This is a genomic window from Vibrio sp. JC009, from assembly GCF_029016485.1.
GTDB lineage: Bacteria > Pseudomonadota > Gammaproteobacteria > Enterobacterales > Vibrionaceae > Vibrio.
This window is the reverse complement of sequence record NZ_CP092106.1, coordinates 1,106,477-1,132,462: the sequence shown is the minus strand read 5'-3', so window position 1 is coordinate 1,132,462 and position 25,986 is coordinate 1,106,477. Positions and strand designations below refer to the sequence as shown.

The following is a 25,986-nucleotide window of genomic DNA, read 5'->3' as shown; positions in this document are numbered from 1 at the left end:
AGGAAAAGTATGCAGTTTTCTGACCTTGTCCTCAAAGCCAAATATGACTCCGATGAAGATGATATTCTCCATAGCTTTCATGTCCCCTTGCTTAGCTATGCTAAACAATATGATAGAGCTGTAGGATATTTTTCTTCTGAAGTATTAGCCTCAGCAGCAGCAGGGTTAGAAAAATTTGTTCAATCTAAGGGAAAAATAAGACTCATCATCGGTGATCCGCTAACTGATGATGAGTATGAAGCCGTACTCAATGGTACAAAAAATAAAGAAGCTGAGTGTTCAAAAAAATTAACCGATTTATTGCTAGAAACTCACGATAAGAATTTAAAAATTCTTACATATTTAATTGCAAATAAACAACTTGAAATTAAATTTGCGTTCACACACAGAGGCATGTTCCATAAGAAAATTGGCATCTTCTATGGCGATGCTCAAACCGTTGTATTTAGCGGTTCTGCAAATGAAACACTGGCTGGCTTATCTAAGTACAATTCAGAAGAAATCAGTGCATTTTTTAGCTGGAAAAGCTCTTTTGACGAGTACGGTCAAAGTGAAATCGATTACTTTAATAGCCTCTGGCTAAACACAAAGAAACGGACAAAAGTCGTATCACTAAGTTCTAGGACCTATCAAAAAATCCAGACTAGTGTGGATAAAGAAAAACTATACCGAGACATTTTAGGGGAATCTATATACCCAAGCCCTAACAAAAATGATTCATATGAGCTAGCAGAGTCGAACTCTGCCCAGAGTTCAGACATCTTCTTTAAGTACAGTTTTGCAAAGGCCGACCATAAAGTTATTCATTTCGAACCTGAAAACAAAGTACCCTCAAAACCTCTAGTAATCAAAAACAAACCTTTCAAACTTTTCCCACATCAAAAAAGTGCAATACAAAGCTGGATAAATGCTGATTATAAAGGTTTATTTAAGCTCGCTACAGGTGCTGGTAAAACGTTTACATCTATTAGTGCGATGGTAGATCTATATGAATCCCGCGCTAGATTAGACAAACAAACCTTTGTCGTTGTTACAGTTCCTTATATAGAATTAGCAAATCAATGGCTCCAAGAGTTGGAACCATTCAACATAGTTGCTGTTCCTTGCTACGAAAGTTCCGATAAATGGATCAAAACTTTAGATAAAAAAATCTTACGCTTTAAATCAGGAGGACTAGATTTTGTTTGTGTTGTTGTTGTTAACCGAACGCTGGTTAGTGAAAATTTCCAAAATAGAATATCAAAGATTCCCCTCGATAAAATGTTACTTATCGGAGACGAATGCCATCACCTAGGAGGCCAAAACCTCTTCGAAAACATTCCAAAATGTAAATATCGCATTGGATTATCTGCAACCCCTTTTCGAATGGAAGATGATGAGATAGAAGGAAATCCATTTCCAGACACCGCTAAAGAGAATCTTATTGCCTATTTTGGAGGAATAATTAGTGAATATACACTTTCGGACGCAATCAACGATGAGGTACTATCTCCCTACACTTATGATTTAGTTCCCGTTTATTTGACAGAAGAGGAACAAAACATCTACGAAGAATACTCGGAACGTATTCAACGAATGATCTTAAAAAGTCGCAGCAGCCAACTTAGCAGTGAAGAAAGGCAGAACCTAACAAATATATGCGGATTACGTTCACGTCTCTTAGCTACTTGTCAGGGAAAACTACCTGCTCTTATTGCATACTTAAGTAATCACAAAAACCTACAACTAACACACTCTTTGATTTATGTAGGAGAAGGAAAGGCTTTAGATGAAGAGAAAAAGTATGTATTTAATGTAACTAATAGATTACACGAATATGGTATCCGAGTTGCGAAGTTCACTTCAGATGAGAGCAACTCCGAACGCAAAAGGATAATGGCTGATTTCAAAGATGAAAATATCGATGCCTTAGTCGCTATGAAAGTACTTGATGAGGGTATTGACGTTCCTGTATGTAAGTCTGCATTCATTTTAGCAAGTACTCGAAATCCTCGACAATACGTACAAAGGCGCGGAAGAGTTCTAAGAAAAGCGATAGGAAAAGAATCCGCGCTTATAGTCGATTTTGTTGTTTTACCCCAAAAAGGTGTTGTAAACCGATTCAGTCAGAACTTAAAAAATGCTGAACTTCAAAGAATCGAAGATTTTAAATTTACAGCTTCAAACACTAATGCTGTTGAAAAAAGAATTATTGAGCTAGGAATTATGTGATGGATTTAGCAAAAATAAAAGCCATGTTGGAAGCCGCTGACAAAGAGACAGCAGATGCTCACCACAGCTTTTCAGACAAGTCTTCTGTTCATGCCGCTGCTTTGCAAATTATGCAGTTTGAGAAAGATCTCCACTATGGCGATATTGCTCAAAACCGACATTTACAGAAAATTCGAGAAATTATTGAGTCATATATGGAAGAAATAAATAATGAAACTGCTAAGAATTAAAATTAAAAATTTTCGCCAGTTTTATGGTACTCAGGAAATTGAGTTTTCTACAGATTTAGAAAAATGCGTTACACTAATTCACGGTGAAAACAATGGTGGTAAAACGGCTTTACTAAATGCACTTCGTTGGTGTTTGTATGAAGAAACGACCGAGAACTTATTGGAGGCTAACAATTTATTAAACAAACATGCATTAGCCGAAGGTCAAATCTCTTTTAGCGTATTCATTGAGCTTCTATATAACAATAAACTATATGAAGTTAGAAGGACTAAGTCACGCTCAAACACTGCTTCTGTACTTAAACTCTATGAAATCAGAAATGGTTGTTATGTCGAACAGCCTAATGCAAACGAGCTAATAGCGACATTCTTACCAACAGAAATGTCGCAATATTTCTTCTATCAAGGAGAAGGAACTGGCACTTTAAACAGTCAGAACAGTTTCTCTCATATTAATGAAGCTATTAGCAAGGTACTTGGCCTGACGATTGCAGAAAAAACGACAAACCATTTAAGAAGTATAAAAAATGGTTATCAACGTGACTTAAAACAATTTGACACAAGCAATGAACTATCAAAAGCTATCTCTGATAAGGAAACTTTGGAGTCCCGCCTTGACAAAGACAAGGCTGAATTGTCAAAGCTAAATCTTGAACTAATTGAAGTAGATAAGATTTTTGAAGAACAGATTGCTAAACTAGCAACACTTAACACAGCCTCTATTGAGCATCAATTAAAATTGAGGAGTGAGAAGCAAAGTATACTTTCTTTACTCCATAAACAATATAACGACAGTCTATCCAAAAAATCTAAAAACATTTCTAAGTGGGTAAAATCTGCATTTAGCAAGTCATTGAGTCAAATTGACTTATCTAGTATCGATATTGATGAATTAAATCAAAAACAACGATACTCAGTTGATAAAAAATTGATTGATGCAATTATTAACAACGCAGAATGTATTTGTGGAAGAGATGTAACTGAAAACAGCGATGCCGCTAACCTACTAAAAGAATTATCAAAATTCGCTGTAGATCCTAAGCTTAAACAAAGATGGGCAAAAGCTACGGATTTATTGACTCAGCTTAGAGGTTGGGAAAATCCTAAGTTTTCAATGGGCGATCTTCTTAGCCAACTAGATGATTGTCAAGATCAAATAGCGAATATAACTCGTCAAATCAATGAATTGACGCTTACAATAAAAAATTCTGATATTGCCGACATCAAAAACATAGAAAATGCTAAAGCTAATGCTAAAAGCAGGCGCGACCAATTACATAAGAACATACCAGCTCTAGAACAAAAAATTAATAGAGCAAAAATAGATATTGATGAGTGTGAAAGAAGAATATCTAAGCTTTCATCAAATGCACCGCAAGCTGAAAGAGTTAATAAGCTGATTCACGCTACCGATGAAATTCTAAAGCTTTATAACAATGAAATAGAAAAGTCTAAAAAAGATGTGGATGCTATTTTGCTGAAAAAAATGCAAAACTTCTTCAGCCAAGTTGCATTTAACGGCTATACAGTACAAAAAGATAGTAAAGTAGGGAGCTATACTTGGGCTATTGTTGACAGAAACAGCAAAAAGGTTGCTGCCGGTAATGGCTATCAGGCAATGCTTTCTATTTCCTTCATTATTGCATTAATCCAATTTTCAAAAGATCGGATTAATGATAACCGAAACTTACTAACTCCCGGAACCGTCGCCCCATTTATTGCGGATTCTATACTAGCGTTTATTGGTCCTGACAATGGCAGAGAGTTAGTCCGATTCATTGCTGATTCTGTTGACCAGTCAATATTTATGTTCTCCCAAGCACAATGGACTGAAAGTCATACTGATAAAGGAATCCGAGACAAAATAGGGAAAGAATATAACTTGGTTCAACACACCGTTCTTTCTGAAAGTGAGTTTAAAGGGCAATATCCGACATCACTAGTAGTTCAAGGAAAGCAATATGATGTGGTCAGGTTCGGTAGTGAATTTGATAAAGTAACCATAGAGGAGGTTGCAGTAAATGGATAATCAAATCGACTGGCGCAAAATTTCTGTAAGCCGAAGCACAGACTATGAGTCTTTGGTAGATCGTTATTGCTCTACTAAAAACTCAAGAACGAATGAAAGTATGGTGTTTGGAACCATCAAAGACTTTATGGTATTTGCAGCCTTAGTTGGATTTCAGATGAAACTTTTCAAACCACTAGAAAGTAAGACTAATACCATTTCTATTCTCTTAGAGACGTATGCCAGCACCAACCATGATGCATATATTTATTTAATGGCACTATATAAAAAACCAACATTAGATGTTTTGAAAGATGAAAACCTTAGAGAAGCGATCTCCATTTTTGAAGGGTATTGTAATGGAGGGCTAGAGCATATAAATAAGTGGGTGCTAAACAATGTTGGACAACACTTAAATTCTGACATCTTATTTAATCAAACTTTAGAGTATTTAATCGAAGCTGAAAATGACTGAGTATTACGACTACGCTGCTTCTACACCAATTGCTGATGCAGTCCTTGAAGATATGAAACCCTGGTTTCAGAATAATTTTGCAAACCCTTCTGCTTCTCATAATTTAGGGGAGAAAGCTTCTTACGAGATAAAGAAAGCTCGAGAAGTAATAGCAGAAAAAATTGGTGCAATGCCAGCAGAAATCATCTTTACAAGTGGTGCAAGCGAGGCAAACAACCTTGCAATTAAAGGCATAGCCTTTAAGCATCTAGATACTAAAGGACATATCATTACATCGAGTATTGAGCACAAATGTGTTCTCAATACATGCAGCTTTTTAGAATCAATTGGTTTTGATGTCACCTATTTAGAACCGGACAACAATGGAGTTATCTCTCCAGAGTCAGTTCAGCAAGCTCTTCGAGACGACACTATTCTGATCTCTATCCATCATGTAAATAATGAGTTAGGAACCATACAACCTATTCAAGAATATGGCTCTATTGCTTTTGATGCAGAAATTCCATTTCATACCGATGCAGCTCAATCATTCTGTAAGCTAGATATTGATGTAGAGGACTCAGATATCGATATGCTATCTCTGTCTGGACACAAAATATTTGGTCCTAAGGGAATTGGAGCTCTTTATATCAGAGATGGCAAAAACTCAGGGATTGTTCCTCTGATCCATGGAGGAGGCCAAGAAATGGGACTTCGTGGTGGTACCTCCCCTACCCCATTGATTATTGGCTTAGCGTCTGCGGTAAAGCACTTTCCACAGAATGAGCCAAGTGTCATTTCAGAATTTAAAAAAGTACTTTCTGAATATTCATATCAGCGTAATGGTGGGGAAAATGTAGTCCCTTCTATTTGGAATATTACATTTAGTAGTGAAGAAGAAGCTTTAAACTTCCAGTCCTCTACTGGCTGGTTAATTTCTCAGGGCTCTGCTTGCAACGCAATGAGTAATGTCGCTTCACACGTCTTATCTGCGATTGGTCTAAATGAAGAAGAGGCAAGGCGTTCATATCGAATTAGCCTCCCTCCTTATCATATCAGCGAGTAAGAATTCTAAAGCCTTTTACCTGCTTATTGCGCACTAAAAGGCTTTCTTCCCATTCATTTCGATGAATAATTACTTCTTTTTTGTCTGAGACATCAAGTAGCTTGGCTATTCGTTTATCAAAGCTTTGCTGCTTATTGAAGTCTTGATGACCCTCCGCCATAAATAAGTGCTTGTTAAGCAGTGGTGGTCGCCTTTTCTCATCAATATAGTCAAAAAAGTCAATATCCTGATCCGCCATCTTTATTTTCACTCTTTCAACTAGGAAAGGAATTGAATGCTCAAAATCATCATAAGATGTAAGAGTTAACTTTCCTGATGTTGTATGAATCTTTATTAAGTCAATGTCATCACTTAAGTCACCATACATCTGCAATCCCGCACCTACATAGGTTCTAAGCAAAAGGGGAAGCTCATCAATATAGTCCTTGTGGAAGATTAACGAGTGACCAGCATTGAGGATACTAGCCGGTAATAATGAATGCGCCTTTTCACACTGATTATGTATCTCCTCCTTGTCCGCAATTGCAAATAACAATTCAGTTGCAAGGTTAATAACGTTTTTATAATCACCAAATAACGCTTTGATATCACGCTTTAAAGACTCAGGTTGATGAACATAAGGTTTGCGCTTCTCAAATAAACCCATTGCAAAATAAAGCAATAAATCTTCCTTTCGGCTTTTTTCTGCGTTAGCAAACTCTTGAGTATCATATAGTTCTTGAAGGAGGCTAAAAACTTTTTTGTGCGAACCCACTAGTGCTCGCATTTGCTCTGAGTCATCAAATTCGTCGTTAGCAGGAACTCTCCCAAGCTCTAAGCAAACGTTCCAAAATCCATTAAACAATTCCTGATTTTGAGTGATCAGTAGCTTAGCCTTATCTTTCGCCTCAATAGGCTCCGGAGAGGTCAGTTGCTGCCATTGATGGTGTCGTTTGTATTTACCTTGCAGATACTGCTGCTCTTCTATTTTATCCTTAAATATAAAAAATATTCCTGGAGCTACAGCTATTGCATCTTCTTGCAGAGTACGTTCTATATAAGCCTTAATTTCTGATTGTGCGTAGTATTTTTGAAACGTGTTTCGGCTGGTAATTACACCATCTTTAAATGGCGTAAACTGGGCAATATAGCTCTCATTAGCCAGCATTACAGATACAACTAGAAGCTTCTGGCTTAACTCCCATGCACCGAGTAAGGCCTCTAGCCTCTCATCTTGATCTTCAATTACGTTTAAGACAAAACCAAGATTAACAATATCTGAGGCAACCTTTTCATTATCCGGCTGATAGTTTGGGTCCCAGCCTAAAACATCTAACCCATGTGCTTCCAGTTCCCTTAAATCATCGCCTCGCCCGCACCCAAAATCAAAGATTGAATGAGAGCCTTCTAAGTAACCATACTTTGCAAGAGACTTCATTGGAGCAGATAATTCATGTCGCACAATTGCAGTTCTATGCCTGTCTATGCCCACTTCTTCGACTGTTACATTAACAGTAGAACTTCTGAACAACCTACCATCAACCAGATCGTATCCATGTTTTCGAATTACGTTTTCCCATGAACGCTTAAAACCGATCAGGCGAGAATTCTCATATAAACCGGCCGCTTCGCCCTCCTGAGTAATCGCAACAAAATTACTATAATGAGGACTATCTTTGAGGATCATGGTCTCTTTGCGATGAAGAATCGGTGGGTTGTCTGAGTATTCGTATGAAGTAACCTTGTGAGTCAATTTGTTCAAATCAACGTTAAGGCTTTGTTTTAGTGCCGGATAGGACTCGTTGTAGAAGTCTGGATAATATAGCAACGAAAGCCTAAACTCACCCTTGAATAGTTTTACAAGATTCCATTTGTCATCGGGCAAACTAACTGCCTTGGCTACAGCGGGAATGAACTGGGCTAGTTTATCAGGCACAGCTTCTAAAGCATCACGGTGCAAATAAACAGCGTCTGGTAACTTTTTCCCGATGTTAACTTGTTTTATAAGAGAAGAAAAAAGCTCTTGGTTCATAGTCATACCCGAATCTATCTATTTGACGATAAAACGATATTAGAGGAAAAAAACCACGTCTACTAGTCATATAAGTGCAGACAAGAGAAACTGATATCCCCAGCGTATATGAATTCCTGCCTATCTTTGCATTACTCGCAATTTGCCTCTCACTGTAACCCTTTTGACTGAAAGCAGCTACTTAATCGCAAAGCTTTCTTACCCTGATTTGGGCTCACATCCATACTTATTCACACATTCAATATATAACAATAGCATCCATAACAACGTTGTTGTTTAATATAAGAATCACGTACCGTAACAAAGAATAGAATGCTCGAGAGATCAGATGTCGACATGCCGCTGTGGCGAAAAAAGGTCGACAAAACACTACTAAAAGATTCTGAGACTCCAATACCTAAATGGTTATGGGAAGTTTGGGATATCCCAAATACGTTTGGTGGCGTGCGATCTAAAAGAGAGCCTCAATCTATTGTTGATATATCCTATCAAGGCAAAGAATATTCCGGCCATATTACAAAAGTTAAATCTCCCGGTGGCTATAAATTCAGATTCACATTTGAGAAATCACTCTCAGAAGCCTTAAATGACACTTATCTCATGTCATATATGAGGATGCTTGAAGCAGAAATAAATCCAGAAAAAAACTACAGACAGGTTGAGGACGAAATTTCCTTCTGGGAGTTTCTCGATATTGAGTTTAACTCTGAACAAAAACACTTTATCTTTACTTCCCATTTTACGGTGAAACCAACTTTTCCAAACTTATTTTCAAGATTAATTAAGTCTGCTCCACTGAAAGCCATGGAATCAGAAATTCTTGGAAAAGACGCTCAAAGGATACACAAGCAAAACTGGAAACCACGGGCCGAATACAAAACTGAACTTGGTGCTATAAATGTGGTTTACATGCTTCTCGATTCTAAGTCTAAACTACTTTACGTTGGTGAAGCTGAGAATCTTAAGAATCGATTTGATGCTGGACATCCAGATATAAGGGAATGGGATTTCTACAAATATAATGTTCTACCAAATAAGCTATATCCTTACCGACTTGCAATCGAACGAATGGTAATAAGAGACATGGCGGCACTTCTTACAAATAAACAGGACATCCCAAATATTAAAATCTCTGAGTATAAACTTGCAAACCGGAAAATTGACAAGTAGCCATACGGTTTCTGCCAATCCAATCACCTGAATCAGATGTATTTTGTGATACGAGAAATTCAAGCCGGTTTTGAACAAGATCTGGTCACCGCTTACAGTACAGAATCCCATTCTTGCACCAAAGATCAAAGAATGCGCAATTCATCTCCTATACTGTAAAAGGACTATCAAACTCAGACAGCAATATAAAAATGCATAATTACAAAGAGTTAAAACAACGTCAAAGAGCTGAACGAGACACCTACCCTCAAAACCTAAGCCTCCGCGTTCACCGCGCATTAAGCTGGCTGAATAAGTCTGAGCAATGCGACGATGATGACTCCAGGTTTGTTTTCTTGTGGATCGCCTTTAACTCAGCATACGCACAAGAATTCGAACAACGGCAAAACTATGGAGAACAAGGTCTCTACGGAAAGTTTCTGGAAAAACTGATCTGCTGCGATAAGCAAGAACAACTACACAGCCTGGTTTGGGCTGAGTACTCAAACACGATTCGGGTAATCCTGGACAATGAGTTTATTCTTCAGGCTTATTGGGATTTCCATGCAGGCAGGATCAACGAGGAAAGCTGGAAAAACGAACGCAGCAAAGCCAAAGCAGCGGCCAATAAAGCACTTAGCCAAAATGATACTGCAAAGGTTCTATCCATTCTGTTTTCCAGGCTGTATACCCTTCGAAACCAGTTAATTCATGGTGGAGCGACTTACCTTAGCTCAGCTAATCGGCACCAGTTAAGAGATTGCACCAGCATTATGGAGAAGACCGTTCCTGTCATCATCGAAATCATGATGGACTCAGCAGATAAAGTCTGGGGTGATGCTGTCTATCCTCTGATCAATCACAACTAACTCCACACCAGTTAAGTTCATACCTGCCTTAGAAGTAACCATCATAACTAAGATCTGTTGCACTGCTTTCCCATACCTCATCTGTGATGACAGAAGCAATCATGAATGATGGCCGCTGATCTGGATTGTCAGTAAAAAACGTAACTGTTAATTCAGAATAATCTCCGCCTTTTATCCCATCCTCCGATCTTAAAGTAACAATAACCTGATGGTCAGGAAGAACAGGCTGTGAATCATCTATAAGTAAAAATCTCGGTTGTTCCTCTTCGCTTTTAGCCCACTTTGCTCGGTTGTACTCACTTACTGCTTCTCGTGTACCCTCAAGTGACCCTGCATAGGTATAACTTATAGACATTTCGCGTACAGAAATCTCCCTACCTTTTTCTGTTATGAATTTTATCGCGTTCATCATACTACACCTCCCGTCAATTCAGCGGCACAACACTTTTTAATGTAGGCGATATACTGAGTTAACTGACATTGATTGCCTCAAAAAAATCTCGCTTCACCGACATAGTTATCAGCTCATCGCTATCATAAAGCCTCGCTGAAGAAAGTGTCATACCCAGCTTTTCTAATAATCTGGCTGATGGCAGATTTTCAGTAACTGCAACACCATAGATTTCATTCAGGCTTGTATTGGCAAAGGTAAACTCAACCACTGCTTTTGCAGCCTCCAGCGCATAGCCGTTGCCCTGAAACTTGGTAAGCAAAGCGTAGCGAATATCATCAAATCCACTTTCAGCTATAGTCTCAACTCCGGCATAACCGATCTTTGTCTCTGGACTGTTTTTCAGAGAGACGATAAAAGTGCCATAGCCTTTCTTCCAGTGCTCGATCTTCTGGAGAAGATAGTTCGCTATGTACTCTTCAGTGAATGGTTTTCCGCCTGGGAGATATCTGGTGGTTTCCGGGCTGGTCAGCAGTGCTGTGTAGATCTCCATATCGTCTGCTGAAACCGGCTTTAGGATCAGCCTGTCTGTAATTATACTGGCGTGATTAGTCATCAGCTCAATTCCTGTTATCGTTTGCGATTGCTTCAGAGACAAAGACCAAACAATCCAAAAGTTGTACAAAACACCACAAACAACATTTTAGTTGTAGATAGAAGACGGGTAGAACAAACCAGCGCTGTCCAGTACCGCCGTCACTTTCATCAATGCAGTTTCAAATGACGGATTAAGGGAGTTGCTTAAGCTGTAAGTATTTGTCATTGATTATCTCTGCTGTTTCTCTGTTGCGCCCGTCATTTGTAGCTAAAAGCTCACCAATAGCCAATAACGCGACACCCGTTTGACTAACTGCTAGCTTCTCACCCCAAAACGCTTTAGTGAGCTTAAGTGGACTTTGCCCTTTCTGACCCAAAGGATACTTTCGCCCGCGTGTCATCGTATGGCTAAACAATACTAGATCTTGCGGAATCAGATATTCAGTCAGTTGAGCAGCAGCAGCCTCTCCTCCCCAAAGTTCACCATTTTCAATGGGTACAGCTTGCCACTCTGCTGGAGGAGGTAAAGGAACGGAGTTTAGCTTAGGCCTAACCGTAGTACGATAAGCCATCAACCATTGATACTGCAGTTCCTCAATATTCAAAAAACGGCGCTTCTTTTTATCAGCGGGAATATAGTTGTGCCTAATTAGGTACTGCATGGATTTTGTAACCATCCCAAGCGAAATTGCTGCTTTGTCGGCTATTTCCTGATAGTTTTTATTTAGTAGACCTTCTTCAGCAATGAAGGCGAACAAGCATTTGGCAATACCTATGCTCATGCTCTCTGGAACTGATCGAGTACTTTCTTGTTCACGCCCTTCAACCAAAGCGTAAAAATTGTCATGTGCAATTCGCAAATTACCAGCGCTATCAAGATAATTTATCTGATGCTCTTCGCAGTATTCGCGCAGAAAGTCACTCATCTGCTCGCAGATGAGTAACCGTTGCCTGTCTGGATTTTCAATCAAAAACTTCAGGCTCTCTTTTCGATGAACTCTCTTACATTCTACCACCAGAGTAATATGCTGATTGTTAATGTGTAAGGCTAGCTGCCCATCATATGGCCCTGATGTAGACGCAATAAATTCAGCCTGCCAATCTCTAGGCAGCTTGTTTATCGCTGTATCGATAAGTTTTTCTTCTTTCATTTTCACGAACCTTGTCTTTTCATGATTCATGAAAAAATATTAACTGTGAAAAAAGAACTTTGCAAGATTAGTAAAGCGGAACATAGCAATTTACTAACAGTATGATTGGGTAGCATTATCGGCTACCGAAAAGTCAACAACACCGAATTCTGGCGTGATTAGTCATCTGCTCAATTCCTGCTATTGTTCGTCTTGTGAAATCACCAATTCCTTCGAGCCTATTAACTGAGCTACTCCACCAACATTTATCGTACGTACTTCCGAATCAATAACTTCAACACAAGCGAATATCTCCGAACGGCAATTCATGGCTCTGCCCTGCTCAAACAAGTATTCGCTCTGTACGTTGTGGTACCTGGATAAATAACATGCCAGAGCACCAGATGAACTTCCTGTTGCTGACTCTTCTTCAATCCCAAACAGAGGAGCAAAATTTCTGCAACTTGCAGTATAGCTGCTTTCACTGTCACATAACTCAAAAGCGTGAATGCCAACCAGATTATGCTCCCTGCAAAACTTGGTTATTGCATCATGGTTTGGCCTGAGCTTATCAAGGCAACCAGCCGGAACCGGGATTATCAGGTCAGCAAGCCCGGTGGACACAACCTGAATAGGCAAGCTCACGCCTTCCAAAACCTCGCTGTCTATACCAATCAATGAAGCGATATCGCCGGGAGAGTATTTATCTGACCATTGAGGCAGTTTTTGCTGCATCATAACCTTGCCATCAGGCTGAATATCAACAGCCAGAACGCCCGCTTTCGTTTCCTGGGTATACTTGCCGGGAGATAAAATGTCTTTCTGATACATCATTGAAAATGTCGCCAATGTGGCGTGACCGCAAAAGTCCACTTCACCGGCAACAGTAAAGAAAGAAACGTGAAAGTCTGCGGTATCACTGCTGGAAACAAAAGCAGTTTCAGAATAGCCCACCATTTGAGCAATCAACAGCTTTTGCTCATAGGATAAATGGTCTGCTCTAAAGACGACGCCAGCAGGATTTCCTCCACTTCCATTGGATGTAAAAGCGCTGACTAACTCTACTGAAACTTCCATTGGTTAATATTCCGTTCTCTTTGGGCTCGCGGATAAAATTGTAAAGATGTCCGCTAACAACTCGCTAGGTTACACAAAATTAATTATATATGACCTTAAAATCAGCACTCAGTCGCTGCCAATGTTGCTTCAATTCAGCTTTATGCTCTTCTAACATCGGCAGATCTTCTAGCCGTTTCGGCCATTGGTTTCTAGCCTTATCCATCACATCAAGTAAATGAGGTTTAATGGCAATCCACGGAACTCCCGTTTTTCCACACCATATTTCAAAATGCGTCATCGTCATGTCATACCATTGCTTATTGCCAGCCATATTGAGCGCAAGACTATCGTGCTCTATGTATGGCGCTGTGAATACCACATCATACAGCGGCGACAAACGTGGGGAGTATTTGTCACTATAGATCAACGTCCAGTTCTTCAGATGAGCGTCACCATTTCCAAGCAGGATGTTGATAAGCAGTCTCCTTGCCATCTGTTGGATGTCCTTCAGGCGCTCAGTACTTGATTGATAAAGCACACTACCAAGCTGTTCGTAATTAACCCGTTGATACTTATCTGAAGGATAGAGCCCAAACACCTGAGCAAAGTCTTCCATATGAATACGACCTTTATGGCTGCGATCAAAGCGTTTAATTCCGTAAGCATACCGCTCATCCGGCAGCTTAATGTTTGGCAGTCCTTCCAGCACATCGAGTTCGATTAACCGCACTTCCGGAATCTCTGCTCCTGCGGCTTCCGCAAGCTTCATACAGGTATATTCGTTAACCGGCACACCCTTGTGGATTGTTGACGGAGTTTTAATGATCCACATATCTTCAGAGATTTCCTGATCGATATGATATCGGCCATCTACATGTGACGACGAAAACTTCATTTGTACACCAGCAAGCGAAAACTTGGTGTCAGCATGCTTAACATTGATCTGCTGTGGCTCTGTCGATAAACGCTGCTCAAGAGCCCAAGCTGGAACATCGCCAGCCTTTATCGGTTTGGCAACGAGAGCCCCCGGCAGGTTTGAGCCCAAGTATGCAAGAATTGAAAATTCGTTGTTGATATGGCATTGAAGCGCTTTGGCCGTCAAATCTCTTAGTGCTCCCTCCGGTAGCAGGTTGGATAAAACCGGAGGTATCTTGTCAGTCCGAATTTGAGGCTTGCTCAAATAGTCAGGATCACGCAACTGCCTCAGAGTAAAAACTGGTCGCCTCTCTGCTGACATCGCAACAAAATCTGGATTGAAGGTCAGTATATTTTTTCCACCAGCATAATGCGCAATAACGCCAACATTGATGCCATGCAACTCAATACTAAGCCCCTCAACCTTCTCAACTTGTTTGCTCATAACTCATCCTCTGAGCCAAACCAAAAACCAAGGTCATCAGTGTCATCTCGCAGGGCCTCTTCACTTTGGCTAACTGGCGCTTTATCGACAGGGATAGATGGTGCTTTTCTACCCTTAGGAACAATCGAAAGCTCTAAATCCAGCCCTTCAAGAACTCTAAGTAAGGTTGACAGTTTTACATCGCTACCTGCCTCAACACGCTGATACTGTTGCTGCTTCATGCCGATCCGCATATACATGTCTTTTTGCTCAATGCCCAGTTTTTTACGCTGCTCGGTTAACTTCACTGCAATTTCTTCAATACTTTTCATCACTCACACCAAACAACCTAAAAGTTGTACAAAGCACCATAAACAACATCTTAGTTGTACACCCATTAAATTACAACTTTTGAGTTGTAATTGTAATCACTAACAACTTCACACCTGTTTAAGCCCTGTTTAAATCTCACACCGCCTATTTGGAAAGTTTAAAAATTTCCCATTTTAAGCGGTGCCATTTCCCAATTTAAGTGGTGTCACTTTACGAACAGTATGATTGGACCGTCATTTCGACTACCGAACATTACTGAATTTTAGGCAAGAAAAAAGGCCTGATAAATCAGACCTTTAAGAATTTGGCGGTGAGTGAGAGATTCGAACTCTCGATACGTTGCCGTATACACACTTTCCAGGCGTGCTCCTTCAGCCACTCGGACAACTCACCGTATTTTGAATTTTGCGTTACCGCCGTGGGCAACGAGGCGCTAATTTAATGATTCTTAGGGCTTTGGTCAAGGTTAAATTCACGAAAAAGTGCCCTTTTGTGCCTGACTGACGATAATTTAGCTTATTTGTGCAAATTCCCGGCTAATTCAGCATTCAATCACAAGTTTCTGCTCTGTTCCAAAGTGGTCTAAGACAGCTATCACACCTTAATCTTCTTCCTTTGCTTCACTCCGAACAAAGTGCAATCATAAGCCCGAAATATAAAATCAATAATAATATCCGGATAATTATGATTTCTGTTGCATTAGTTGACGATCACGTTATGGTGCGCTCTGGCTTTGCCCAGCTATTGAGAGTTGAAGACGATATTCAGGTAGAAGGCGAGTTCAGCTCGGCTAAAGATGCCTTTGATACCCTTGCCCGTTCCGGCACTTTAGATGTGGCCGTGATTGATATCTCCATGCCTGACGAAAGCGGCCTTTCACTGCTTGAACGCCTGCGTAAACACAAGCCCGATCTTAAAGCCATTATCCTGAGTATCTACGACTCGGCCTCCTTTGTTAGCAAAGCGATTGATGCCGGCGCTTCAGGTTACCTTTCAAAACGCTGCGGGCCCGGTGAGCTGGTAACGGCAATACGCACTGTGGCTTCGGGTGATCGTTACCTTTGTGCCGATGCACTGATTAACTTAAGTAACGCCTCCACTTCCGCTGCTGCTCTTGATGAGCTTACCAAGCGGGAGAAACAGATCTTTGAGCACCTTATTCAGGGGCTTTTGCTAGTTTCCGAATAATTGATTAAACCTGATCATAGGAGGTAATTCCTATGAAAATAATCGACCTCAGCTTAGTCAGTATCAGTGAAGCAGCCCACTACTATGGTGTTTCCGTGCCAACCATGCGTCGATGGGACAGAGCCGACCAGCTCAAATCGGATTGCCGAACAGTCGGTAACCATTGTCGCTATCATTTGCATCAACAGGATAAGCTCAAAGTGGGTTATGCTCATGTCAGTTGCTATGCTGTTGGCAAAGCCGGTGTCTGAACTGCATTTATCACATAAGGATCGTTTGCTGCGTTTTGGCCACGAGCTTATCTTTCAATTGTGTCAATGGTCTGGAACAAAAGTGATTATCCATAAGGAAGAGAAAGAAATTTCTTTTGAGCAGGAGTTATGCCGGGATGTCATTACACTGATGACGGTGTTCTCCGCAAGACTTTACGGTAAGCGATCTCACTCGAATAAAAAGGCCAAAGCGGTTTAATGCTGTATGCCTGACCAGTATAGTTCCGGCATGCAGATTTCTATCAAAACTCAGCTGTTCACCAATAACCGACAGGCGACTTACATGGCGAAGGCGTCAGGCACAGCTCGTTTTGTGTGGAACTGGGCTCTGGCGAACTGGAATGAGCAATATCAGCAGGTTAAGGAAGGTAAACGGGATAAAAAACCGAATGGCATGAGTCTGAAGAAGGAATTCAATGCCATCAAGAAATCCGACTATCCCTGGGTTTATGAGGTCACTAAGTACGCCTCCCAGCAACCATTTATCCACTTGGGCCGGGCGTGGTCTGAGTATTTCAAAGGAAACCGTAACCGCCCTAAGTTTAAGAAGAAAGGCAGATGCCGTGATGCCTTTTATGTAGGAGGAGACCAGGTAAAAGTGCAGGGCCGGTTTGTCAAAGTGCCCAATTTAGGCTGGGTGCGTATGGCCGAGCAAATTAAATACGGCGGACATATTAACTCAATGACGATATCCCGCAGAGCAGACAAATGGTACGTTTCCTTCTCTATTAATGTCGAAGTCTCAATGCTCCCCTGTAAAAGCCAAGCAGGTGTCGGAGTAGATTTAGGAATTAAAGCGCTGGCTACCTTAAGTCGCGGAGAGTTCCGTTACTGGTTTTCACCCAAACCGCTGCAACAGAGTCTTCGCAAGTTGGCTCGTTATCAGAGACGGCTGGCTAAAAAAGTAAAAGGCTCAAACGGATATAAGAAACTCAGGATGAAAATCGCCCGGCTTCATAAACGCATTGCTGATATTCGTAGCAATACGCTCCATCAGCTCACCTGCTATCTGGTGAAAAACTTCAGTGACATCACCATTGAGGACTTAAACGTCAAAGGTATGATGAGCAATGGCAGGTTAGCCAGACATATTGCAGATGTCGGCTTCTATGAGTTTAGAAGGCAGCTTGAATACAAATGTCAGAACTTTATGGTCAGGTTAAACGTGGCAGACAGATGGTATCCTTCCAGTAAGCGATGTTCGTCCTGTGGCAGGCACAATCCGAACCTGACATTAAGTGACCGGACTTACCGGTGCGAATGTGGTCTTGAGGTTTGCCGGGACCATAACGCCGCCATCAATTTAGAATCGTATACGGCTTATGTGGACTCCCCCGTGTCAACAATACCTTTGCATCTATTTAGAATTAATGCGTGCTTATGTTCGAGCTCTGTTTGGGTAGCTAACCCTGGCTCACTGATATTTACGCGAACGGCTTTGTCATCTCTCGTTCGCGAGCTATAAGCTCAGACCGTAACACTGACTAAAACCGCTGATTTTCATCTAAACTCAGCAATTGTATTGGTGATTCTTAAAAGCTAAGCAGTTAAAGGCTCAGCCCGGTATTCGGTTCCATTGGCAATTAATGCAAAGGCGGTTCTAATCGTCTTATTTGCTAACGCAACCGCAGCACAACGCTTTCCTCGACGTTCGATTAACGCTTTTAGCCAAGCTTCTTTTTTCGTTCGGGGCTCTCGTCTGGATACCTGGCTACACACAGACATAGCCCCACTAACTAACGTAGCCCTCATGCTATGGTTTTTAACAAACTTCCCAACGCTGCCGAGTTTTACCTTACCGCCAGTAGTATGTTGAATCGGGGTAAGCCCAACACAAGCAGAAGCATCCCTGCCAGTGCGGAATGTCCCCATCTCACCGCACACTAATAACATGTACATATTGACGGCATTCATCGGTCCAACACCCTCTATTGCCATAAAGGTTCGACACTCTTCGTTCTGGGCAGCCAGTTGCTCAAGTGTCTTTTCATGCTGAATGATGACTTCTACCTGTTGCTGGTAAGTTTGCCAAGCGGCATCTAATGACGCTCTAAATTCATCGCAAAACCCGTTCTCAGCATCTTCGAGCGTTGATTCAATCACTGTTCGAATAGAGCCTTTTTTCGCGATACGGATACCAAATTCACGCAATAGTGCCCTAAGCTGATTCTCCATTGCGACCTTGTGCTTAGTGGCCAAATCTTTCATACGAACTATCGATTGCAACTCTTGTTGCTTAAACGTTTTTCCTGAAATGAACCTCACTTCAGGTAACTGGCTGGCTTGCACAACGGCAAGCGCATCATTTTTATCCGTTTTTTGATTTTGGCGAACCTGAGCAACTAATTTAGCGCTGATTTGCTTTGCATGGTGGCCCAAAGAATGAGCAGTTTGCTGCCAATAGTTGGCACTACTACATGCCTCAAATATGACAGTTACTGGTTTTGACTTAGCAAGCCAGGCGTTAAAGGCTTGCGGTGTCATCTCTTTATTGGAGAGCACCTTGTTACTCCTGACCACACAGACCTGGATAACATCATTTGCTAAATCAACACCAACAATTGTATTCTTCATACTATGGACTCCAACTAAGAACTATGTGTGACAACTAAGATCTTAACCTTTTCTCTTGGGGAGGGGGAGTCCAATTATCTCGTTCAGCCGGAATTTACGACGCTGGAGATAACGGCTCTGTCCCTGCTGCAAGACAGCAAGGGCAACCAGTATCGTTGAACGCGTAAGAAAGCTTCAAACCTCATGATCAGGTTTGTGTAGGTATTTCAGAACGGATACAGGAAAGAATCAATGCCCTCGGCGGCGAGATAGAGATAGAAAGCAGAGGCGGAGCCAGAGTTGTTATTAACCTGCCCGTAAAATCCGATAACACGCCGTTAAGCGAGGCACCCCTGTGAAACCACTTACCGACAGACGAGAGATTGATCAGGTTTACCGCCACTGGCGGCTTCAGCTTATGGCTATGATGTATGTAGGGTACGGCGTCTTCTACTTTGCCCGTAAAAGCCTGAACTTTACCATGCCGGCCATGCTGGCCGCCAACTCTGCCGTATCCATGTTTGAGGTGGGCGGTTTTCTGGGTTCACTGTTCGGGGGCTGGGGCTCGGACAGATTCTTCCATGGCAACCGGGCACCTATGAACCTGATATTCGCTATGGGTATCTCTATCTCAGTGGCCGCGCTCTGGTTAACCCCTCTGGACAACATTTATGTGCTCTCAGCTTGTCTGTTCTCCATCGGCTTCTTTATCTTTGGTCCGCAGATGATGATAGGCATGGCTGCCGCTGAATGTTCTCATAAAGATCTGGCCGGTACTTCCACCGGTTTTGTCGGTCTGTTCGGCTTATGTGGACTCCCCCGTGTCAACAATACCTTTGCATCTATTTAGAATTAATGCGTGCTTATGTTCGAGCTCTGTTTGGGTAGCTAACCCTGGCTCACTGATATTTACGCGAACGGCTTTGTCATCTCTCGTTCGCGAGCTATAAGCTCAGACCGTAACACTGACTAAAACCGCTGATTTTCATCTAAACTCAGCAATTGTATTGGTGATTCTTAAAAGCTAAGCAGTTAAAGGCTCAGCCCGGTATTCGGTTCCATTGGCAATTAATGCAAAGGCGGTTCTAATCGTCTTATTTGCTAACGCAACCGCAGCACAACGCTTTCCTCGACGTTCGATTAACGCTTTTAGCCAAGCTTCTTTTTTCGTTCGGGGCTCTCGTCTGGATACCTGGCTACACACAGACATAGCCCCACTAACTAACGTAGCCCTCATGCTATGGTTTTTAACAAACTTCCCAACGCTGCCGAGTTTTACCTTACCGCCAGTAGTATGTTGAATCGGGGTAAGCCCAACACAAGCAGAAGCATCCCTGCCAGTGCGGAATGTCCCCATCTCACCGCACACTAATAACATGTACATATTGACGGCATTCATCGGTCCAACACCCTCTATTGCCATAAAGGTTCGACACTCTTCGTTCTGGGCAGCCAGTTGCTCAAGTGTCTTTTCATGCTGAATGATGACTTCTACCTGTTGCTGGTAAGTTTGCCAAGCGGCATCTAATGACGCTCTAAATTCATCGCAAAACCCGTTCTCAGCATCTTCGAGCGTTGATTCAATCACTGTTCGAATAGAGCCTTTTTTCGCGATACGGATACCAAATTCACGCAATAGTGCCCTAAGCTGATTCTCCATTGCGACCTTGTGCTTAGTGGCCAAATCTTTCATACGAACTATCGATTGCAACTCTTGTTGCTTAAACGTTTTTCCTGAAATGAACCTCACTTCAGGTAACTGGCTGGCTTGCACAACGGCAAGCGCATCATTTTTATCCGTTTTTTGATTTTGGCGAACCTGAGCAACTAATTTAGCGCTGATTTGCTTTGCATGGTGGCCCAAAGAATGAGCAGTTTGCTGCCAATAGTTGGCACTACTACATGCCTCAAATATGACAGTTACTGGTTTTGACTTAGCAAGCCAGGCGTTAAAGGCTTGCGGTGTCATCTCTTTATTGGAGAGCACCTTGTTACTCCTGACCACACAGACCTGGATAACATCATTTGCTAAATCAACACCAACAATTGTATTCTTCATACTATGGACTCCAACTAAGAACTATGTGTGACAACTAAGATCTTAACCTTTTCTCTTGGGGAGGGGGAGTCCAATTATCTCGTTCAGCCGGAATTTACGACGCTGGAGATAACGGCTCTGTCCCTGCTGCAAGACAGCAAGGGCAACCAGTATCGTTGAACGCGTAAGAAAGCTTCAAACCTCATGATCAGGTTTGTGTAGGTATTTCAGAACGGATACAGGAAAGAATCAATGCCCTCGGCGGCGAGATAGAGATAGAAAGCAGAGGCGGAGCCAGAGTTGTTATTAACCTGCCCGTAAAATCCGATAACACGCCGTTAAGCGAGGCACCCCTGTGAAACCACTTACCGACAGACGAGAGATTGATCAGGTTTACCGCCACTGGCGGCTTCAGCTTATGGCTATGATGTATGTAGGGTACGGCGTCTTCTACTTTGCCCGTAAAAGCCTGAACTTTACCATGCCGGCCATGCTGGCCGCCAACTCTGCCGTATCCATGTTTGAGGTGGGCGGTTTTCTGGGTTCACTGTTCGGGGGCTGGGGCTCGGACAGATTCTTCCATGGCAACCGGGCACCTATGAACCTGATATTCGCTATGGGTATCTCTATCTCAGTGGCCGCGCTCTGGTTAACCCCTCTGGACAACATTTATGTGCTCTCAGCTTGTCTGTTCTCCATCGGCTTCTTTATCTTTGGTCCGCAGATGATGATAGGCATGGCTGCCGCTGAATGTTCTCATAAAGATCTGGCCGGTACTTCCACCGGTTTTGTCGGTCTGTTCGGCTTATGTGGACTCCCCCGTGTCAACAATACCTTTGCATCTATTTAGAATTAATGCGTGCTTATGTTCGAGCTCTGTTTGGGTAGCTAACCCTGGCTCACTGATATTTACGCGAACGGCTTTGTCATCTCTCGTTCGCGAGCTATAAGCTCAGACCGTAACACTGACTAAAACCGCTGATTTTCATCTAAACTCAGCAATTGTATTGGTGATTCTTAAAAGCTAAGCAGTTAAAGGCTCAGCCCGGTATTCGGTTCCATTGGCAATTAATGCAAAGGCGGTTCTAATCGTCTTATTTGCTAACGCAACCGCAGCACAACGCTTTCCTCGACGTTCGATTAACGCTTTTAGCCAAGCTTCTTTTTTCGTTCGGGGCTCTCGTCTGGATACCTGGCTACACACAGACATAGCCCCACTAACTAACGTAGCCCTCATGCTATGGTTTTTAACAAACTTCCCAACGCTGCCGAGTTTTACCTTACCGCCAGTAGTATGTTGAATCGGGGTAAGCCCAACACAAGCAGAAGCATCCCTGCCAGTGCGGAATGTCCCCATCTCACCGCACACTAATAACATGTACATATTGACGGCATTCATCGGTCCAACACCCTCTATTGCCATAAAGGTTCGACACTCTTCGTTCTGGGCAGCCAGTTGCTCAAGTGTCTTTTCATGCTGAATGATGACTTCTACCTGTTGCTGGTAAGTTTGCCAAGCGGCATCTAATGACGCTCTAAATTCATCGCAAAACCCGTTCTCAGCATCTTCGAGCGTTGATTCAATCACTGTTCGAATAGAGCCTTTTTTCGCGATACGGATACCAAATTCACGCAATAGTGCCCTAAGCTGATTCTCCATTGCGACCTTGTGCTTAGTGGCCAAATCTTTCATACGAACTATCGATTGCAACTCTTGTTGCTTAAACGTTTTTCCTGAAATGAACCTCACTTCAGGTAACTGGCTGGCTTGCACAACGGCAAGCGCATCATTTTTATCCGTTTTTTGATTTTGGCGAACCTGAGCAACTAATTTAGCGCTGATTTGCTTTGCATGGTGGCCCAAAGAATGAGCAGTTTGCTGCCAATAGTTGGCACTACTACATGCCTCAAATATGACAGTTACTGGTTTTGACTTAGCAAGCCAGGCGTTAAAGGCTTGCGGTGTCATCTCTTTATTGGAGAGCACCTTGTTACTCCTGACCACACAGACCTGGATAACATCATTTGCTAAATCAACACCAACAATTGTATTCTTCATACTATGGACTCCAACTAAGAACTATGTGTGACAACTAAGATCTTAACCTTTTCTCTTGGGGAGGGGGAGTCCAATTATCTCGTTCAGCCGGAATTTACGACGCTGGAGATAACGGCTCTGTCCCTGCTGCAAGACAGCAAGGGCAACCAGTATCGTTGAACGCGTAAGAAAGCTTCAAACCTCATGATCAGGTTTGTGTAGGTATTTCAGAACGGATACAGGAAAGAATCAATGCCCTCGGCGGCGAGATAGAGATAGAAAGCAGAGGCGGAGCCAGAGTTGTTATTAACCTGCCCGTAAAATCCGATAACACGCCGTTAAGCGAGGCACCCCTGTGAAACCACTTACCGACAGACGAGAGATTGATCAGGTTTACCGCCACTGGCGGCTTCAGCTTATGGCTATGATGTATGTAGGGTACGGCGTCTTCTACTTTGCCCGTAAAAGCCTGAACTTTACCATGCCGGCCATGCTGGCCGCCAACTCTGCCGTATCCATGTTTGAGGTGGGCGGTTTTCTGGGTTCACTGTTCGGGGGCTGGGGCTCGGACAGATTCTTCCATGGCAACCGGGCACCTATGAACCTGATATTCGCTATGGGTATCTCTATCTCAGTGGCCGCGCTCTGGTTAACCCCTCTGGACAACATTTATGTGCTCTCAGCTTGTCTGTTCTCCATCGGCTTCTTTATCTTTGGTCCGCAGATGATGATAGGCATGGCTGCCGCTGAATGTTCTCATAAAGATCTGGCCGGTACTTCCACCGGTTTTGTCGGTCTGTTCGGCTTATGTGGACTCCCCCGTGTCAACAATACCTTTGCATCTATTTAGAATTAATGCGTGCTTATGTTCGAGCTCTGTTTGGGTAGCTAACCCTGGCTCACTGATATTTACGCGAACGGCTTTGTCATCTCTCGTTCGCGAGCTATAAGCTCAGACCGTAACACTGACTAAAACCGCTGATTTTCATCTAAACTCAGCAATTGTATTGGTGATTCTTAAAAGCTAAGCAGTTAAAGGCTCAGCCCGGTATTCGGTTCCATTGGCAATTAATGCAAAGGCGGTTCTAATCGTCTTATTTGCTAACGCAACCGCAGCACAACGCTTTCCTCGACGTTCGATTAACGCTTTTAGCCAAGCTTCTTTTTTCGTTCGGGGCTCTCGTCTGGATACCTGGCTACACACAGACATAGCCCCACTAACTAACGTAGCCCTCATGCTATGGTTTTTAACAAACTTCCCAACGCTGCCGAGTTTTACCTTACCGCCAGTAGTATGTTGAATCGGGGTAAGCCCAACACAAGCAGAAGCATCCCTGCCAGTGCGGAATGTCCCCATCTCACCGCACACTAATAACATGTACATATTGACGGCATTCATCGGTCCAACACCCTCTATTGCCATAAAGGTTCGACACTCTTCGTTCTGGGCAGCCAGTTGCTCAAGTGTCTTTTCATGCTGAATGATGACTTCTACCTGTTGCTGGTAAGTTTGCCAAGCGGCATCTAATGACGCTCTAAATTCATCGCAAAACCCGTTCTCAGCATCTTCGAGCGTTGATTCAATCACTGTTCGAATAGAGCCTTTTTTCGCGATACGGATACCAAATTCACGCAATAGTGCCCTAAGCTGATTCTCCATTGCGACCTTGTGCTTAGTGGCCAAATCTTTCATACGAACTATCGATTGCAACTCTTGTTGCTTAAACGTTTTTCCTGAAATGAACCTCACTTCAGGTAACTGGCTGGCTTGCACAACGGCAAGCGCATCATTTTTATCCGTTTTTTGATTTTGGCGAACCTGAGCAACTAATTTAGCGCTGATTTGCTTTGCATGGTGGCCCAAAGAATGAGCAGTTTGCTGCCAATAGTTGGCACTACTACATGCCTCAAATATGACAGTTACTGGTTTTGACTTAGCAAGCCAGGCGTTAAAGGCTTGCGGTGTCATCTCTTTATTGGAGAGCACCTTGTTACTCCTGACCACACAGACCTGGATAACATCATTTGCTAAATCAACACCAACAATTGTATTCTTCATACTATGGACTCCAACTAAGAACTATGTGTGACAACTAAGATCTTAACCTTTTCTCTTGGGGAGGGGGAGTCCAATTATCTCGTTCAGCCGGAATTTACGACGCTGGAGATAACGGCTCTGTCCCTGCTGCAAGACAGCAAGGGCAACCAGTATCGTTGAACGCGTAAGAAAGCTTCAAACCTCATGATCAGGTTTGTGTAGGTATTTCAGAACGGATACAGGAAAGAATCAATGCCCTCGGCGGCGAGATAGAGATAGAAAGCAGAGGCGGAGCCAGAGTTGTTATTAACCTGCCCGTAAAATCCGATAACACGCCGTTAAGCGAGGCACCCCTGTGAAACCACTTACCGACAGACGAGAGATTGATCAGGTTTACCGCCACTGGCGGCTTCAGCTTATGGCTATGATGTATGTAGGGTACGGCGTCTTCTACTTTGCCCGTAAAAGCCTGAACTTTACCATGCCGGCCATGCTGGCCGCCAACTCTGCCGTATCCATGTTTGAGGTGGGCGGTTTTCTGGGTTCACTGTTCGGGGGCTGGGGCTCGGACAGATTCTTCCATGGCAACCGGGCACCTATGAACCTGATATTCGCTATGGGTATCTCTATCTCAGTGGCCGCGCTCTGGTTAACCCCTCTGGACAACATTTATGTGCTCTCAGCTTGTCTGTTCTCCATCGGCTTCTTTATCTTTGGTCCGCAGATGATGATAGGCATGGCTGCCGCTGAATGTTCTCATAAAGATCTGGCCGGTACTTCCACCGGTTTTGTCGGTCTGTTCGGCTTATGTGGACTCCCCCGTGTCAACAATACCTTTGCATCTATTTAGAATTAATGCGTGCTTATGTTCGAGCTCTGTTTGGGTAGCTAACCCTGGCTCACTGATATTTACGCGAACGGCTTTGTCATCTCTCGTTCGCGAGCTATAAGCTCAGACCGTAACACTGACTAAAACCGCTGATTTTCATCTAAACTCAGCAATTGTATTGGT

General features: G+C 42.7%; 21 protein-coding genes, 1 tRNA gene and 5 pseudogenes. 14 read left to right on the top strand and 13 right to left on the bottom strand.

Going from position 1 to position 25,986, the window contains the following annotated elements; all coding sequences use genetic code 11:
• Positions 1-9 precede the first annotated feature (9 nt).
• Genes L3Q72_RS05295 through L3Q72_RS05275 form a run of 5 tightly spaced genes read left to right on the top strand, consistent with a single transcriptional unit; the run spans position 10 to position 5,969 of the window.
• Positions 10-2,211: a DEAD/DEAH box helicase family protein gene (locus L3Q72_RS05295; protein ID WP_275131610.1), complete on the top strand. Its 2,202-nt coding sequence runs from the start codon at positions 10-12 to the stop codon at positions 2,209-2,211.
• Positions 2,211-2,441, top strand: a complete 231-nt coding sequence (locus L3Q72_RS05290; RefSeq protein ID WP_275131609.1) for a CxC ATPase DNA modification system associated small protein — start codon at positions 2,211-2,213, stop codon at positions 2,439-2,441. Before L3Q72_RS05295 ends, L3Q72_RS05290 begins: the two co-directional genes overlap by 1 nt.
• Positions 2,422-4,470, top strand: coding sequence for an AAA family ATPase (locus L3Q72_RS05285; protein WP_275131608.1), 2,049 nt, complete (start codon positions 2,422-2,424; stop codon positions 4,468-4,470). The genes L3Q72_RS05290 and L3Q72_RS05285 overlap by 20 nt, the downstream gene beginning before the upstream one ends.
• A complete protein-coding gene (locus L3Q72_RS05280; RefSeq protein WP_275131607.1) occupies positions 4,463-4,924 on the top strand; it encodes a hypothetical protein in 462 nt (153 codons plus the stop codon). The genes L3Q72_RS05285 and L3Q72_RS05280 overlap by 8 nt, the downstream gene beginning before the upstream one ends.
• Positions 4,917-5,969, top strand: a complete 1,053-nt coding sequence (locus L3Q72_RS05275) for a cysteine desulfurase family protein (protein ID WP_275131606.1) — start codon at positions 4,917-4,919, stop codon at positions 5,967-5,969. Before L3Q72_RS05280 ends, L3Q72_RS05275 begins: the two co-directional genes overlap by 8 nt.
• On the opposite strand, the gene L3Q72_RS05270 is transcribed toward L3Q72_RS05275, so the two are convergent.
• Positions 5,959-7,980: a DNA phosphorothioation-associated putative methyltransferase gene (locus tag L3Q72_RS05270; RefSeq protein ID WP_275131605.1), complete on the bottom strand. Its 2,022-nt coding sequence runs from the start codon at positions 7,978-7,980 to the stop codon at positions 5,959-5,961. The two genes, L3Q72_RS05275 and L3Q72_RS05270, sit on opposite strands and share 11 nt — an antisense overlap.
• Positions 7,981-8,292: 312 nt before the next feature.
• On the opposite strand from L3Q72_RS05270, the gene L3Q72_RS05265 reads away from it, so the two are divergent.
• On the top strand, positions 8,293-9,150 hold the full coding sequence (locus tag L3Q72_RS05265) for a hypothetical protein (RefSeq protein WP_275131604.1): 858 nt from the start codon (positions 8,293-8,295) through the stop codon (positions 9,148-9,150).
• Positions 9,151-9,341: 191 nt separating this feature from the next.
• Positions 9,342-9,998, top strand: coding sequence for a HEPN domain-containing protein (locus L3Q72_RS05260; RefSeq protein WP_275131603.1), 657 nt, complete (start codon positions 9,342-9,344; stop codon positions 9,996-9,998).
• Between the two features lie 28 nt (positions 9,999-10,026).
• On the opposite strand, the gene L3Q72_RS05255 is transcribed toward L3Q72_RS05260, so the two are convergent.
• The 7 genes from L3Q72_RS05255 to L3Q72_RS05225 all read right to left on the bottom strand — a co-directional run bounded on the left by L3Q72_RS05255 (position 10,027) and on the right by L3Q72_RS05225 (position 15,240).
• Positions 10,027-10,410, bottom strand: coding sequence for a hypothetical protein (locus L3Q72_RS05255; RefSeq protein ID WP_275131602.1), 384 nt, complete (start codon positions 10,408-10,410; stop codon positions 10,027-10,029).
• Positions 10,411-10,468: 58 nt separating this feature from the next.
• The gene (locus L3Q72_RS05250) at positions 10,469-11,005 is read right to left on the bottom strand and encodes a GNAT family N-acetyltransferase (protein ID WP_275131601.1); all 537 of its coding nucleotides are present in this window, start codon (positions 11,003-11,005) and stop codon (positions 10,469-10,471) included.
• 172 nt (positions 11,006-11,177) lie between these two features.
• The gene (locus tag L3Q72_RS05245) at positions 11,178-12,137 is read right to left on the bottom strand and encodes a type IV toxin-antitoxin system AbiEi family antitoxin (RefSeq protein ID WP_275131600.1); all 960 of its coding nucleotides are present in this window, start codon (positions 12,135-12,137) and stop codon (positions 11,178-11,180) included.
• A 180-nt stretch (positions 12,138-12,317) separates the two neighbouring features.
• Entirely contained in the window at positions 12,318-13,193 is an 876-nt protein-coding gene (locus tag L3Q72_RS05240) for a PhzF family phenazine biosynthesis protein (protein ID WP_275131599.1), read from the bottom strand.
• 79 nt (positions 13,194-13,272) lie between these two features.
• Positions 13,273-14,535 (bottom strand): type II toxin-antitoxin system HipA family toxin, encoded by a 1,263-nt coding sequence (locus L3Q72_RS05235; protein WP_275131598.1) that lies wholly within the window; start codon positions 14,533-14,535, stop codon positions 13,273-13,275.
• Entirely contained in the window at positions 14,532-14,846 is a 315-nt protein-coding gene (locus tag L3Q72_RS05230; RefSeq protein WP_275131597.1) for a helix-turn-helix transcriptional regulator, read from the bottom strand. Before L3Q72_RS05230 ends, L3Q72_RS05235 begins: the two co-directional genes overlap by 4 nt.
• Positions 14,847-15,152: 306 nt before the next feature.
• Positions 15,153-15,240, bottom strand: a tRNA-Ser gene (locus L3Q72_RS05225).
• A gap of 291 nt (positions 15,241-15,531) precedes the next feature.
• Between L3Q72_RS05225 and L3Q72_RS05220 the strand changes: the two are divergent.
• Positions 15,532-16,014, top strand: a pseudogene (locus tag L3Q72_RS05220) (response regulator); the annotation flags it as partial.
• A gap of 74 nt (positions 16,015-16,088) precedes the next feature.
• Here L3Q72_RS05220 and L3Q72_RS05215 read toward each other — a convergent pair.
• Positions 16,089-16,250 carry a hypothetical protein gene (locus L3Q72_RS05215; protein WP_275131596.1) on the bottom strand — a complete coding sequence of 54 codons (162 nt, stop codon included), beginning with the start codon at positions 16,248-16,250 and terminating at the stop codon, positions 16,089-16,091.
• Between L3Q72_RS05215 and L3Q72_RS05210 the strand changes: the two genes are divergently transcribed.
• Entirely contained in the window at positions 16,249-16,506 is a 258-nt protein-coding gene (locus L3Q72_RS05210; RefSeq protein ID WP_275131595.1) for a hypothetical protein, read from the top strand. The genes L3Q72_RS05215 and L3Q72_RS05210 overlap by 2 nt on opposite strands.
• A 6-nt stretch (positions 16,507-16,512) precedes the next feature.
• The gene (locus tag L3Q72_RS05205) at positions 16,513-17,772 is read left to right on the top strand and encodes a transposase (RefSeq protein ID WP_275131594.1); all 1,260 of its coding nucleotides are present in this window, start codon (positions 16,513-16,515) and stop codon (positions 17,770-17,772) included.
• 74 nt (positions 17,773-17,846) lie between these two features.
• Here L3Q72_RS05205 and L3Q72_RS05200 read toward each other — a convergent pair whose 3' ends face one another.
• Complete coding sequence (locus L3Q72_RS05200) at positions 17,847-18,881, bottom strand: IS110 family transposase (RefSeq protein WP_275131593.1); 1,035 nt, start codon at positions 18,879-18,881, stop codon at positions 17,847-17,849.
• Positions 18,882-19,278: 397 nt separating this feature from the next.
• Here L3Q72_RS05200 and L3Q72_RS05195 point away from each other — a divergent pair.
• Positions 19,279-19,705: pseudogene (locus tag L3Q72_RS05195) on the top strand (MFS transporter); the annotation flags it as partial.
• A gap of 179 nt (positions 19,706-19,884) precedes the next feature.
• On the opposite strand, the gene L3Q72_RS05190 reads toward L3Q72_RS05195, so the two are convergent.
• Positions 19,885-20,919 carry an IS110 family transposase gene (locus L3Q72_RS05190; protein WP_275131593.1) on the bottom strand — a complete coding sequence of 345 codons (1,035 nt, stop codon included), beginning with the start codon at positions 20,917-20,919 and terminating at the stop codon, positions 19,885-19,887.
• A 397-nt stretch (positions 20,920-21,316) separates the two neighbouring features.
• On the opposite strand from L3Q72_RS05190, the pseudogene L3Q72_RS05185 reads away from it, so the two are divergent.
• Positions 21,317-21,743: pseudogene (locus tag L3Q72_RS05185) on the top strand (MFS transporter); the annotation flags it as partial.
• Between the two features lie 179 nt (positions 21,744-21,922).
• Here the strand turns inward: L3Q72_RS05185 and L3Q72_RS05180 are convergent.
• Positions 21,923-22,957 carry an IS110 family transposase gene (locus L3Q72_RS05180; protein WP_275131593.1) on the bottom strand — a complete coding sequence of 345 codons (1,035 nt, stop codon included), beginning with the start codon at positions 22,955-22,957 and terminating at the stop codon, positions 21,923-21,925.
• A gap of 397 nt (positions 22,958-23,354) precedes the next feature.
• Between L3Q72_RS05180 and L3Q72_RS05175 the strand changes: the two are divergent.
• Positions 23,355-23,781 (top strand): annotated as a pseudogene (locus L3Q72_RS05175) (MFS transporter); the annotation flags it as partial.
• A 179-nt stretch (positions 23,782-23,960) separates the two neighbouring features.
• Here the strand turns inward: L3Q72_RS05175 and L3Q72_RS05170 are convergent.
• On the bottom strand, positions 23,961-24,995 hold the full coding sequence (locus L3Q72_RS05170) for an IS110 family transposase (protein ID WP_275131593.1): 1,035 nt from the start codon (positions 24,993-24,995) through the stop codon (positions 23,961-23,963).
• Between the two features lie 397 nt (positions 24,996-25,392).
• On the opposite strand from L3Q72_RS05170, the pseudogene L3Q72_RS05165 reads away from it, so the two are divergent.
• Positions 25,393-25,819, top strand: a pseudogene (locus L3Q72_RS05165) (MFS transporter); the annotation flags it as partial.
• Positions 25,820-25,986: the final 167 nt, after the last annotated feature.